The following is an 11506-nucleotide window of genomic DNA, read 5'->3' on the forward strand; positions in this document are numbered from 1 at the left end:
TCCAAAGATTGACCGCTCCGATATGGGGCTTCCAACCATGGGAAGGTCAAGTCCGGTCCTGCACATAGGAATTGTGCCGCTTCGACAGCTCCCGATAGAGCGCTTCCGGCGATGGGCCGATATCGCCCGCCAGCGCCTTCCATCCTCCTTTCGACGGCAGCTTGCCGTCGTTCCATGCGATCAAGGATTCAAGACGAGCGGCCGCTGTCGTCAGCCCGGCTCCCCGAGCTTTCTCGTCCCGAAGTGGAAGAATGCAAGTCATCGGCCAGAAGAGAGAATGCGGTCGCGAAAGAGAAGGAAGGTCCTCTCAACGCAGAACCACAGCACAACCGCCACAGCGAAGCTAGTGACAAGATAGACCACGAAGCCGACGCCGCCCTGAAGGTTCTGTTCCCCAAAGACGAGCCTGTCGACATGGAAGGCCGACTTATGGGTCAGATACAAGCTGTACGACAAGGTTGCGACGACTACGACACCCGGAACCGGCCATCGTTTCAGAGCATGTTCCAGGTCGAGCATGGCGCCGAGAACGAGCGCGATACCGATCGAGATCAAAGGGAACCCGGCCACCGAACCTAGCTGCGCCTGGAACACGAGAAAGAGATTGGTTCCTTCAAGCGGTCCACGGATCGAGAACAGGACAAGGGCGATCGCGACGAGAGCGACACCTATCGGGAGTGTCACACGCGGAGGCGCGTAGCGCTTGCACAGTTCCGGCTTGAAAAACCTCGCTGCAGCAAGGACTACGCCGAACATCAGTCCGTCCAAGCGTGTGTATGTCGGGTAGTATACGTCCCTGAGATAGACGGCGAAGGCATCTCTCAGCTTGCCGGCATCGACGAGTACGCCGACCTGGCCTTCCCAGATCGTGTAGCGAAGGATCACTCCCGCAACGACCATTGAAGCCGCGATGAGAAGCGTCCAACCCATGCTGATCCGACGATGCAAGAGCAATACGAGCAGCGGCAAAACCAGATAGAAATGCTCCTCGACGCACAGCGACCATGCCTGCGTGAAGGCTCGGCCTATGCGCGGATCGAAGTCGAAGTTCACAGTGAAGGTCGCGAAGCTCCAGACCGATTGCATCGTCGGGGCGTCTCGAAGCACGGGGAAGATCGCGTAGAGGCCGAGAACAACGAAAAATGCCGGGAAAATACGGAAGGCGCGGCGGAGATAGAAGGACTTCAGATCCACCCCTCCCGTCCGCGAGACCTCTTTGAAGAGCTGGGTTCCGATCAGAAACCCGCTCAGAACAAAGAAGATATCGACGCCCACCCATGCATAGTTGCGGACGCCGACGAGCATGGACGGCGTCGCCTCGACAGGGAGATGCACGAGCATGACGAGAAGGATTGCCAAAGATCGCAGGACATCGGGGCCAACCGCCCTGGACCGCACCTTCTCCGTGGTTTGAGATGAGAGACTTCGTGCCGAGGGAAAAAATGCGGAATCCGAATTGGCAATAATGTTCATTGCGACGATCCGTGGTTCTGTCTGAAGGGATTTGGGCACGCCAGGGACATGCCAGTGAAAGTTGTAGCTTTCTTTTTTCAGATCGAAACAAGCAGATTGATATCGATAAAATTAACCTAAATTTTTCGTAAAATTCCACGATATCGCGGTCACGTCGCTTCTAGCCATGGAAGAGCGTGTGAAGCGCGACGGCTGCAAGGAAGACGACAACAACGGCCGACGCGATCTGGCGATTGGCCCCAAGACACGGGAGCCCACCCCTCGTTTCGGGCGAAGACGATGCGCTCGAACAAGGGCGATATTGGAACGGGCGCGCTTCTTTTGCGCGGACGTGACGGCATCCCCGTGGAAGACGTCGGCCGTTTGAAGATCCCGGACCACGTCCGTTCGTCTAAAGGACCTTCAGTTTTTCAGCAGAAGACTTTCCTGACCGCCGATCCTGAACGATCTCGTAGCTGACCTTCTGGCCTTCCTTCAATCCGGAGAGACCCGAATGCTGAACAGCCGATATGTGGACGAATGCGTCGGTCGATCCGCCAACAGCGGACATTCAACGATCACTCGTTCCGGAACTCGATCCTCAGATCTACGGTCAAATTCTGGTCGACGAGCGTATTCGCCCAGCTGGTTTCGCCGCGCCCCTTGCTCTGAAGGACTTGAATCTCGTAGCGGCCGCAGCCGGCGACGCGCGCGTACCGATGCCGGTTTTGGGCATCCTTCGGGACCATCTGATCGAGGCTTTGTTCTACTTCTCCGACCCCTTGATCGCCCGGTTATCTAGGAAATAGGCGACCGGATCGTAACCATTGATCGCAACGAGCGTTGCGGGTGAAATCACAACCAAGTACTTCTMGTTTTTCGGCAGTCGACCGCTTCGGGCCGACTCCAGACGAACGCCTCCGCCTGATCGCGCCAACAGCTGCCGTTCAACGATCACTCGTTCCGGAATCGATCCTCAAGAGCTAAAAGAAGCGTGGCTGCCGGTCAGCAAGAAGTGTGCTCAGTACTTCCAGTCCGGCGTTCAAATCTTCCGACGTGGGAGCTCCGATACACACTGGGTAGAATTCCGTTCTGGTGTCCGAAAGCTGACGCCGATCTGTCCAGAAGGTTGCGCCGCGCCACACGAGGTTGTCACCCATGTATTAGGAACGCTCTGTTACCTATGTCTTCGGTATGGACAATGGACATGCGTAAATTTTGGCGCCCCAGCGTTGATGAAACTGAGAACTACGTTTCTGCTGGAGCACTATGATTCCGCGTCCGATAGTGGTCCGCAGTATCCAATGTTGCGACAGAATTGGAGATTGCGCTACTACAGGCAGCTGCTCGGTCATCGTTCCGCTGAAAATCGCCGCGCCAGGTTCTGTTCGCGGAACGCGGCGGTCACATGGTCGACAAAGGCGCGGGTCTTGGCGGGCAGCAGTTTCTGACTGGTGAAATAGAGGGATATCGCGCCGAGGTCAGCGTGCCAATCTGGCAACAGGCGTAGCAGCGCACCTCTTTCCAGATGCCGCTCCACATATGGTACGGCGATCATTGCCACTCCCAAACCCATCAAGGCCGCACGGCATATCGCCTCGGGATCGTTGGCCACCATGCGCGCTTTGTGTTCCAGCGTCGTTTCGACGCCTTCGCGGTTGCGCATCCTCCAGACGCGCACGCGACCGGTGTGAGCCGAGCGCATGGAGAGTCCATCGAGCATAGCCAGTTCGTGAGGTTGCCGCGGCGGTTGGTGGCCTTGCATGTATTCCGGCGAAGCCACGGCGATGACATGCAGCGGAGCCAATCGCCGTGCCACCACGCCGGGCGCCAGTTCCATGCCGCCGCCGATGGCGGCGTCGAAACCCTCGCCGATCAAATCGACCTGGCGGTTCTCGAAGCTCCAGTCCAACTGAACATCGGGATAGCGCTCCATGAAGGCCGGCAGCAACGGCAATACATGGTCCAGGCCGAAGGTCAAAGCCATGCTCACCTTCAGCACGCCGGCGGGCTTACCGGAGTGCGTCGTGACGTTGGCAATGGCCGACCGGATAGACTCCACGCCGTCAGTGACCGACGCCAGGAAACGCTCGCCGTCCTCGGTCAGGGACAGGCTGCGGCTGCTGCGCTGAAACAAGCGAACGCCCAGGTTGCGTTCCAGCATGGCCACGTTGCGGCTGACTGCGGCAGGTGTCACGCCGAGCCGCCGAGCCGCCGCGGAAAAGCTGCCGCACTCGGCGCTACGGATGAGGGATTCCAGGTTGGCCAGTGTTTCCATGCGCCGATCTTAAACGAACAGTTGAAGATTGTTCAAGTTATCAATGACTAATCGGAACCGATCTGGCGCCCTATTGTCTCCGCCAAGGCACCCAACCCCAAAGCAAGGCCACTGCAATGTCCAACGCATCGGGAGATTCCATCGATTACCAGCGTCTCATGCAGGCCAATCTCTCGCGTGTATTCGGCGAGCGCGATGCCGAGCGATGGATCGCGGCGATTGGCGAACTCTATGCCGAGGACGCCGTGCTCTACGAGCCGGAAACGTCCGTCACCGGGCACGCTGCGATCTCCGTGGCCGTGACGGCGCTGCTCGCCAGTCTGCCGCCAGACTTTGCCTTCGCCGCGCTCGGCCCCGCTCTCGGCCACCACGGTATCGGCCGGCTGCACTGGCAGGCCGGACCGCCGAACGGCCCGGCGGCCGTCACCGGCATGGACATCGCTCACTTCCAGGACGGGCGCATTCATTCTCTCTACGTCTTTCTCGAACCCACCGCCTGAGCCGTACTCAGCGCTTCTAAGGAGTTTCCCATGCCCAAAATCGGTCTTGAAGGCCTGCTGCGTCCCGAAGACAGCATCCTCGTGCTGATCGACCATCAGCCGTATCAGTTCACCAATCTGAACAGCCATGAGCCAACGATGATCGTGAATAACGTCATCGGCCTGGCCAAGACGGCGAAGGTGTTCAACGTGCCGACCATCCTGACCTCGGTGATCGAGGAGCGCGGCGGCTACATCATCAAGGGCCTGCTCGACGTCTTCCCCGACCAGAAGCCGATCAACCGCACCTTCATCAACACCTGGGAAGATCCGAACGTCACCGACATCGTCAAGAAGAGCGGACGCAAGCAACTCGTGCTGGCCGCCCTCTACACGGAGATCTGCCTCGCCATGCCCGCGATCCAGGCGCTCGGTGAGGGCTATGAGGTGTTCATCGTTACCGACGCATCGGGTGGCGTCTCGGCCGAAGCGCATGACATGGCCGTGCGTCGCATGGTTCAGGCCGGCGCGGTGCCGATCAACTGGATGGCCGTGCTGGGCGAATGGCAGCGTGACTGGGCGCGCGAAGAGACGGCCGCCGGTGTCGCCCGTGTTGTTCTCGAACACGGCGGGGCCGCCGGTGTGGCCCTAGCCTGGGAACTGCAGCTTCTTGGTGCCCACGCCAAAGCGGGCGCCTGATCATGCCGTCCGCGACCGCGCCTATCCGTATCGGCTATTGCCTTTCGCTGACGGGCCCGCTCGCGGGCAACAGCCAATCAGCGCGGCTCGCCCATGACATCTGGCGGGAAGACATGAACGACCGGGGCGGCCTGCTCGGCCGTCCCGTCGAATTCGTCTGCTATGACGATCAGGCGGACGCGTTGCGCGTTCCAGGCCTCTACAAACGGTTGATCGACGAGGACAAGGTCGATCTCGTCATCGGTGGCTATGGCACCAACACCGTTTTGCCGGCGATGCCGTTGATCATGGAACGACAGCGCTTTTTCGTCGGGCTGATGGGCCTGGGCGTCAACAATACGCTCGCTTACCCGAACTATTTTGCGATGATCCCAACCGGGCCGGACCCGAACGCCGCGCTCACCGAAGGATTCTTCGCGCTCGCCGTAGAGCAGAGGCCGCGGCACGAGACCGTGGCGCTCGTATCGGCCGACGCCGAATTCTCGCGCAATCCTGTTCTTGGCGCCAAGGCCAGTGCCGAGAAGTACGGCTTCCGGATCGTCCATGAGGAGCTCTATCCGCTGACGACTGAGAATTTCGCGCCTGTCATCGACGCAGTCGCCGAAAGCAACTGCGACCTGCTGTTTCTCTGCTCCTACCTCGATGACTCGGTCGGCCTCGTGCGTGCCATCCACGCTCACCCCTTCCGCCCGAAGATGGTCGGCGCTGGCATGATCGGGCCACAGAACACGTCGGTGAAAACCACGCTCGGCCCGCTGCTCAACGGCTTCGTGAACTACGAATATTGGGTCCCGGTCTCCAAGATGATGTTCCCGGGTGTGGAGGAGTTTTTGAGCACCTACCGGGGCCGCGCGACCGACGCCGGCATCGATCTCCTGGGGCATTATATGGCGCCGCTGGCCTACGCCCAGATGCAGGTGGTCGCCAAGGCGGTCGAAGCCACCGGCGGGCTTGATGACGCCGCCCTGTCGGCCTTCGCACGGGAGACGACCTTCAACACGGTCATGGGTGAGGTCAAATTCGGCAAGAACGGCGAATGGACGCATCCGCGCGTTCTGCAGGTTCAGTTCCAAGGCATCGAGGGCCACGATCCCGATCAGTTCAAAGACGGCTCGAAGCAGGTCGTCGTCTCATCTGGCGAAATGGCGTCGGGCCAACTGATCTATCCCTATGCCAAGGCGCTATGACTTCGTAGACTGCTAAAGCGGCCTAGAAAATCCGCTCGGGACTGCACGGCGCTCGTTCCCGTGGCGGCTGCTATCAACCGCTATCTCCGCTCGCGACTTGATTTTGAGTTCCGTCTTGAGAAGCAGCGTTTCATCGAGTTCGCTGCTTCGATCCGGATGGGTTGGTCCGCGCCTTTCTCTGCAGGCGCTAGATGTCGCGGAGCCGATCCTTGAGGAACTCGATGAAACGCTGGGTCTTGGCGGGTAGGAGTTTGGTTTCCGTTACAGCATGGATCGCCTGTGGCGCGCCCTGCCAATTGGGGAGAATGTGTTGCAACCGACCGGCCTTGAGGTCATCGGCGACTATCCGTTCGGGGAGAAAAGCGATCCCCATACCGAGAACCGAGAGCTGACGGATCATAGCGACGCTGTTCATCCTAAATCGGCTTCCAACCGCCGCGCTCGCCGTCCGGCCAGCGGATTGCGAGGTCCACGTCGTCATGGTGGGCATCGTCAGACATTGATGCCTTTCGAGGTCGTCCGGATGAGCAGGCTCACCATTGCTCTCGATGTAGCTCGGAGCCGCATAGAACTGCGCACTGAGGCGGGTGATGACGCGACTGACAAGGGTCGGGCTTTCCGGAATCGCCATTCTGATCGCCAGGTCGAATGGCTCGCCCACCAAGTCGACGTTGCGCGGCGTAAGGTCGAGATCAAAGCTGATGCCAGGGTACCTAGAAGCAAACTCCGGGAGGAGCGGTGCGACATACGCAGTCGCAAAGTCCACCGCAATTGAAACCTTCAAGACCCCGGTTGGTTGAGCAACCATTCCGCCGAGTTCCTCGTAGGCAATCCGCGCTTCGTCCACGATGCGGCGGCACCGCTCGTAGTATAGCTGTCCCGCCTCCGTCAGCTCGATCCTGCGCGTCGTCCTATTGAGCAGCCGTAGGCCGATCCCTTCTTCCAGCATGCTGACGCGACGCGACAAGGTGGAGTTCGGAATGCCGAGAGCATCGGCGGCGCGGCGGAAGCTGCGCGTTTTCACCACCTCGACGAAGAGCGCCATGTCATTCAGGTAGTCCAAGTTATTGCTCCACTGATGGGATAATCATTTCCATTTTCCTATGGTTATCCCGCGTGCTGCGCAAGTCCATATTCCTTGCATAAAGAAACAAGGATTAAGCTGATGAACAGCATCTTCAATCACGCCACTCTCGGCCACCTCGTGCTCCGCAACCGTCTTGTCATGGCGCCGATGACGCGTTCTCGGGCGAAACCGGACGGCACGCCGGGCGATCTCGCGGCGGAATACTATGCGCAGCGCGCCAGCGTCGGCCTGATCGTTACCGAAGGCACTCAGCCGTCCGATGACGGGCAGGGCTACCTCACGACACCCGGCATCTACACGGATGCTCATGTGGACGGTTGGAGGAAGGTGACCACTGCGGTCCACGAAAAGGGCGGCCGAATCTTCTTCCAGCTCATGCACGCGGGTCGCATGTCCCATCCCGACAACACGCCGCATCACCGCCAGGCTGTAGCGCCTTCTGCCGTCGCGCCCGGAGCACCGATGTTCACTGCGAAGGGTATACAAGACATTCCGACCCCGCGTGCCCTTTCGACGGAAGAAGTTCGCCAGACGATCCGAGACTTCGCGTTCTCCGCTCGTCGCGCGATTKAAGCTGGCGCAGACGGCGTCGAAATCCATGGTGCCAACGGGTATCTCGTTCACCAGTTCATCGCGCGGAGTTCGAATGCGCGGAATGACGAGTATGGCGGCTCCATCGAGAACCGGGCTCGCTTCGCTGTGGAGGTCGCCAAGGCTGTCGCCGACGAGATCGGCGCTGAACGCACCGCGATCAGGGTGTCTCCCGGTATCACAATGTGGGGTATCGACGAGGGGGACGAAGGCCCGGATCTCTATCGCCTCCTCGTCGGTGAGTTGGACAAGCTTGGACTCGCTTACGTTCATATTATGCACGCCGGCAACGACGAGCTTCTCGCAGATATCCGCAAGCTCTGGAACCGGACCTTGATTATCAAYAGACCAGGTCGTCCCCGTGACCAGATCGGTTCCGACATCGCCATCGGCCTGGCCGATCTCGAGGCTTATGGTCAGATGGTCCTTGCAAACCCGGACTTCGTCGAGCGCCTCAAGATCGGGGCCGCGCTGAATGAAGCTGACCGTGCAACTTTTTTCGGTGGCACGGAGATGGGCCATACCGACTATCCGTTCCTTCCGGAAGCCGATGCAACGAGGGAAGCTGTCTGATGAAGCGGGGGCACTACCATAGCCTGGCATCATCGAGATCCAACCACGCTTGACCTGAAGGGAATGGAAATAGCGATCATCGGCGGAACGGGCGGCATCGGCCGCTCATTCACTCAGGACTTAGCAAGGCGAGGCGCCAATGTGCTGGTCGTCGGCCAGACTTTCAAGGACGAGAAGGCCTCGAATATTCGCTTCAAAAAAGGCCGATCTCAGCCTCATGGCGGAGGCAACGTGTTGCCGAGGAACTCCCCGCGGAAAAGTTCGACCTCGTGATCATGACAACAGGGATCATGGCAGGGCCGAAAAGGGAGGTCACTACGGAGGGGATCGAACGCGATCTGGCCGTCGGGGCCACGTCGGCGGGCCAGTCCCCCGCCTTTGTCGCCGCGAGCAGGGTCGGCCCTGGCGCGGCGTTGGCCGCGATGACGAAACTGGCCGTGCCGGTGCGGCGGTCTTTTGAATGCTCGGTTCTCAGAACGTCAAAGCGTTCCAGTGCCCCCTTGATATCAGAGTGCGTGAGAACGCCGTTTCGCGTCTTGACCTGCACATAGATGCGTCTGTCCGGGAGAACGATCTCCAGGTCTTCATCGTGTTCAACGACAATAGCCGAGGCACCGGCTCGCTGAGCTAGCAACAAGCAAGCGACCGCGTAGAGGTGCTGATACAGAAAACCCCGGTGAACGCTTTCAATGCGCCCGAGCTGGGCAGCGTCGATGACCGCCGGCGGTTGGGACTCCGCTTCATGGCGGTCTTGTTTAGTGGCTGGCACTTTCACCCCACGTCCCTGAAGAATTTATCAGTGATGACCTGCAGCATACGATCCTACTTGTCTTTCAGTCCTAATATATCGGCGAGCTTCGCGGCCAGCGCCGCGCGTGTCTTGTCACCGAGCTTTTCGAGATTCATCTGCTTGAATTTCACCGCCGGTAGTTCATTCGCGCCCGCGACGCCGAGCTTGTCCCAATCTGGCTCTCCCTTTTTAAACCCGACCAGGAACTCCCGGTGCTCATGCGGCATGCCGCCGATCAGGATTTCAATCAGTTGCGCCCGCGCCGCATAAAGTTCTTCCAGCGGGACCGCGACCTCCGTCATGCCGTCGAAGTTCTTCTCGTACTCCACCGCGATGTGCTTCTGCGCTGACGTGATCACCTCGCCAATGGGCCGCCCGTGGCTGATCAGATATACGATGAAGGCCTGACGAAGCTCGTCGCTGATCCCCTCGTTGGCCAGCAAATCCCTGATATCGAAGAGATCGCGCGGATGCTGCCGGTCGAGGGCCGCCATGATCTTTCCCGCATATAGATCGGCGAGGGATACGACTTGCATCTCCGCGAAGCCGAACGCGTCCTCGACAGCCGGCGATACGGGCCGCGCTTCAGGTGCAAAGACGCATCCGCGCAGCACGGGCGTGACCTCGATCTTGATCTGTGTACGCCCCTGCTGGACGACGAGACGGGTGAGGCTGCCGTCGCCCTGCCGGCTTTCATGGGCGCGGGCGCCCATGATGCTTGTCTCGATGCTCTTCTTGATCCGCAGCAGCGCGGCTTCGATGGCGGCCAGCGATTCTTCACGCGGCATGACGGGCAGGAAAGTCAGGTCGATATCGACCGACAAGCGCGGCATGTCGCGCACGAAGAGATTGATGGCGGTGCCGCCCTTAAGGGCGAAGTCCTTCTCTTCCGCCACGGCCGGAATGGTATGGACCAACAATGTGACCTGATCCCTGTACCGCTCATTGACCGGCATATAATTCCTCCGGCACGGTGATCAGGTAGGTGGGGTCAAGGCGGCCGCCCGGCACGAGCATCCGCTTGCCGGTTCCCAGATTGACGGCGTCCTTGTCGAGGTGCTTGCGCCACGGATGGTCATGGCGGTCCGCGAAGAAGAAGAACAGGCGCTTGACCTTGATGCTCTTGCAATCAAGCAGCAGTTTCTGCAGCCGCCGGGGGCTGAGGGTCGTGAGACCTTCCATGATCTTGTCGGCTTGATCGAAACTCTCGTGTGCGGGCAGTCCATCCAGCATTTCAAGGACGGCCCGCTCGGGGGTTGATAGCGTCAGCGGCCAGTCCCACTGCCCCCACGGCATGACGCGGAACGACCCGCCATGCGGGCTTTCGTCGCTGACTCGGCTGCTGTCTTTCAGATTCCAGCCAAGACTTGTCAGCCCGAAATGGATCGGTTCATTGCGAAACAGCGCGCCGCTATTGTGAGAGACGAATGCGATCTGCAGCGGCAACTTGTTGAGCCAGGTGGGCGCGTCCTCCGGACCGTATAGGTGGACCTCTTTCTCCTCCCGTCTGAGGTAATGGGAGAAGCCGTGAAGCGACAGCGCCGTGCCGCCGCCGACCAGGAGCGGCTTCATGAGCAGGGTTTGCAGCGATATGACGACGTGCTCCCATAGGAGTTTGCCGCCGGGCTTGCGATAGACGCCGTGCGTCAATCGCTCCAGCCAGCCATTTGTGACGTACTTGCGGCACAACTGCGCGGAGTAGCCGCGTGCCTTCAGCCACGCCGAGTCCACGACAAGCCCCTCGGGTAGCTCGCGCTGCAGGTTGTTTAGCTTTCCTGAAAATTCTTTACTCATGGTTTACATTATAGGCATTTGCCAAACCGCCAGTCAAGTTTATATTTTCCTGTATTTGTAAACTGAAAGGCGACAATTATAGCCTTTCCCAAACCTCATAATTTTTATGGGAATCGTGGGTGACGAGGGCGCTGCCCGATGATCGGGTTGGGCGCCCTTGTGATTTCTGGGGCCGCATTCAACGGCGGCCCTAATCCGGCAGAAAAGGTATTGCGTAAAGGGGACGTCAATGTCGGGTGGACCTCAAAGTAAGCCCCGCCGAGGGCAGGTGGAGGTCGGAGAGCTGCGTCCCACTGGAAGGTTCTTCTGAGTGTAGCTTCACTTAGGACAGTTCGCAGAATAACCGCTACGTGTTTCTTGGGGTGATGGTGTAGTTCCACTCTGGATGGAAAGCGTCGCCGGTGATGTCGAGGCTTGCCATCTGGGYATTGGAGACCTTGACGCCTTTGTGGTAGGTGCGGGTGTCGAGGGCACATTCGACCTTGAGGCCGGTCTTTGTCGTGGTGGCTCCGATCAGTTCGACCACTGCCAGGCGACTTTCGAGCGGGCGACCGCGCCAGTTCTGAGTAATATGGC

Annotated in this window: 14 protein-coding genes and 1 pseudogene; 6 read left to right on the top strand and 9 right to left on the bottom strand. The window is 59.5% G+C overall.

The features are described 5' to 3' along the window. Nucleotides 1–46: 46 nt before the first annotated feature. Together AC1DMK_RS27370 and AC1DMK_RS27375 are read right to left on the bottom strand one after the other, a co-directional pair. A complete protein-coding gene (locus AC1DMK_RS27370) occupies nt 47–184 on the bottom strand; it encodes a hypothetical protein (protein WP_477863530.1) in 138 nt (45 codons plus the stop codon). 74 nt (nt 185–258) lie between these two features. Next, nucleotides 259–1473: an acyltransferase family protein gene (locus AC1DMK_RS27375; RefSeq protein WP_477863531.1), complete on the bottom strand. Its 1215-nt coding sequence runs from the start codon at nt 1471–1473 to the stop codon at nt 259–261. Nucleotides 1474–1752: 279 nt separating this feature from the next. On the opposite strand from AC1DMK_RS27375, the gene AC1DMK_RS27380 reads away from it, so the two are divergent. Continuing rightward, complete coding sequence (locus AC1DMK_RS27380; protein ID WP_477863545.1) at nt 1753–1932, top strand: hypothetical protein; 180 nt, start codon at nt 1753–1755, stop codon at nt 1930–1932. Here the strand turns inward: AC1DMK_RS27380 and AC1DMK_RS27385 are convergent. Then, a pseudogene (locus AC1DMK_RS27385) lies at nt 1865–2008 on the bottom strand (cold-shock protein); the annotation flags it as partial. The gene AC1DMK_RS27380 and the pseudogene AC1DMK_RS27385 sit on opposite strands and share 68 nt — an antisense overlap. On the opposite strand from AC1DMK_RS27385, the gene AC1DMK_RS27390 reads away from it, so the two are divergent. Then, the gene (locus AC1DMK_RS27390; RefSeq protein ID WP_477863546.1) at nt 1983–2261 is read left to right on the top strand and encodes a hypothetical protein; all 279 of its coding nucleotides are present in this window, start codon (nt 1983–1985) and stop codon (nt 2259–2261) included. The pseudogene AC1DMK_RS27385 and the gene AC1DMK_RS27390 sit on opposite strands and share 26 nt — an antisense overlap. 542 nt (nt 2262–2803) lie before the next feature. Here the strand turns inward: AC1DMK_RS27390 and AC1DMK_RS27395 are convergent. After that, a complete protein-coding gene (locus AC1DMK_RS27395; protein ID WP_477863532.1) occupies nt 2804–3730 on the bottom strand; it encodes a LysR family transcriptional regulator in 927 nt (308 codons plus the stop codon). A gap of 116 nt (nt 3731–3846) precedes the next feature. Here AC1DMK_RS27395 and AC1DMK_RS27400 point away from each other — a divergent pair, with 116 nt between their 5' ends. Genes AC1DMK_RS27400 through AC1DMK_RS27410 form a run of 3 tightly spaced genes read left to right on the top strand, consistent with a single transcriptional unit; the run spans nt 3847 to nt 6095 of the window. Beyond that, the gene (locus AC1DMK_RS27400) at nt 3847–4230 is read left to right on the top strand and encodes a nuclear transport factor 2 family protein (RefSeq protein WP_477863533.1); all 384 of its coding nucleotides are present in this window, start codon (nt 3847–3849) and stop codon (nt 4228–4230) included. Between the two features lie 30 nt (nt 4231–4260). Continuing rightward, the gene (locus AC1DMK_RS27405; RefSeq protein WP_477863534.1) at nt 4261–4908 is read left to right on the top strand and encodes a hydrolase; all 648 of its coding nucleotides are present in this window, start codon (nt 4261–4263) and stop codon (nt 4906–4908) included. Nucleotides 4909–4910: 2 nt separating this feature from the next. After that, entirely contained in the window at nt 4911–6095 is a 1185-nt protein-coding gene (locus tag AC1DMK_RS27410) for an amino acid ABC transporter substrate-binding protein (RefSeq protein WP_477863535.1), read from the top strand. Between the two features lie 187 nt (nt 6096–6282). On the opposite strand, the gene AC1DMK_RS27415 is transcribed toward AC1DMK_RS27410, so the two are convergent. Next, nucleotides 6283–7158, bottom strand: a complete 876-nt coding sequence (locus AC1DMK_RS27415) for a LysR family transcriptional regulator (RefSeq protein WP_477863536.1) — start codon at nt 7156–7158, stop codon at nt 6283–6285. 102 nt (nt 7159–7260) lie between these two features. Here AC1DMK_RS27415 and AC1DMK_RS27420 point away from each other — a divergent pair, with 102 nt between their 5' ends. Next, entirely contained in the window at nt 7261–8346 is a 1086-nt protein-coding gene (locus AC1DMK_RS27420) for an alkene reductase (protein ID WP_477863537.1), read from the top strand. A gap of 193 nt (nt 8347–8539) precedes the next feature. On the opposite strand, the gene AC1DMK_RS27425 is transcribed toward AC1DMK_RS27420, so the two are convergent. The 4 genes from AC1DMK_RS27425 to AC1DMK_RS27440 form a co-directional block, all read right to left on the bottom strand. Continuing rightward, the gene (locus tag AC1DMK_RS27425) at nt 8540–9121 is read right to left on the bottom strand and encodes a dsDNA nuclease domain-containing protein (protein ID WP_477863538.1); all 582 of its coding nucleotides are present in this window, start codon (nt 9119–9121) and stop codon (nt 8540–8542) included. A gap of 47 nt (nt 9122–9168) precedes the next feature. Next, a complete protein-coding gene (locus tag AC1DMK_RS27430; protein ID WP_477863539.1) occupies nt 9169–10092 on the bottom strand; it encodes a nucleotidyl transferase AbiEii/AbiGii toxin family protein in 924 nt (307 codons plus the stop codon). Then, nucleotides 10079–10930, bottom strand: a complete 852-nt coding sequence (locus AC1DMK_RS27435) for a type IV toxin-antitoxin system AbiEi family antitoxin domain-containing protein (RefSeq protein WP_477863540.1) — start codon at nt 10928–10930, stop codon at nt 10079–10081. Before AC1DMK_RS27435 ends, AC1DMK_RS27430 begins: the two co-directional genes overlap by 14 nt. A 346-nt stretch (nt 10931–11276) precedes the next feature. Then, nucleotides 11277–11506: ISAzo13-like element transposase-related protein (locus AC1DMK_RS27440; RefSeq protein ID WP_477863541.1), on the bottom strand; the 230-nt coding region annotated here is incomplete at its 5' end.

This window comes from Rhizobium sp. 05L419, assembly GCF_056397845.1.

Excerpts from the sequence above, each read along its gene's own strand:
- AC1DMK_RS27375 (WP_477863531.1), bottom strand. The coding sequence starts at position 1,473 with ATGAACATTATTGCCAATTCGGATTCCGCATTTTTTCCCTCGGCACGA.
- AC1DMK_RS27380 (WP_477863545.1), top strand. The coding sequence starts at position 1,753 with ATGCGCTCGAACAAGGGCGATATTGGAACGGGCGCGCTTCTTTTGCGC.
- AC1DMK_RS27390 (WP_477863546.1), top strand. The coding sequence starts at position 1,983 with ATGTGGACGAATGCGTCGGTCGATCCGCCAACAGCGGACATTCAACGA.
- AC1DMK_RS27395 (WP_477863532.1), bottom strand. The coding sequence starts at position 3,730 with ATGGAAACACTGGCCAACCTGGAATCCCTCATCCGTAGCGCCGAGTGC.
- AC1DMK_RS27400 (WP_477863533.1), top strand. The coding sequence starts at position 3,847 with ATGTCCAACGCATCGGGAGATTCCATCGATTACCAGCGTCTCATGCAG.
- AC1DMK_RS27405 (WP_477863534.1), top strand. The coding sequence starts at position 4,261 with ATGCCCAAAATCGGTCTTGAAGGCCTGCTGCGTCCCGAAGACAGCATC.
- AC1DMK_RS27410 (WP_477863535.1), top strand. The coding sequence starts at position 4,911 with ATGCCGTCCGCGACCGCGCCTATCCGTATCGGCTATTGCCTTTCGCTG.
- AC1DMK_RS27430 (WP_477863539.1), bottom strand. The coding sequence starts at position 10,092 with ATGCCGGTCAATGAGCGGTACAGGGATCAGGTCACATTGTTGGTCCAT.
- AC1DMK_RS27435 (WP_477863540.1), bottom strand. The coding sequence starts at position 10,930 with ATGAGTAAAGAATTTTCAGGAAAGCTAAACAACCTGCAGCGCGAGCTA.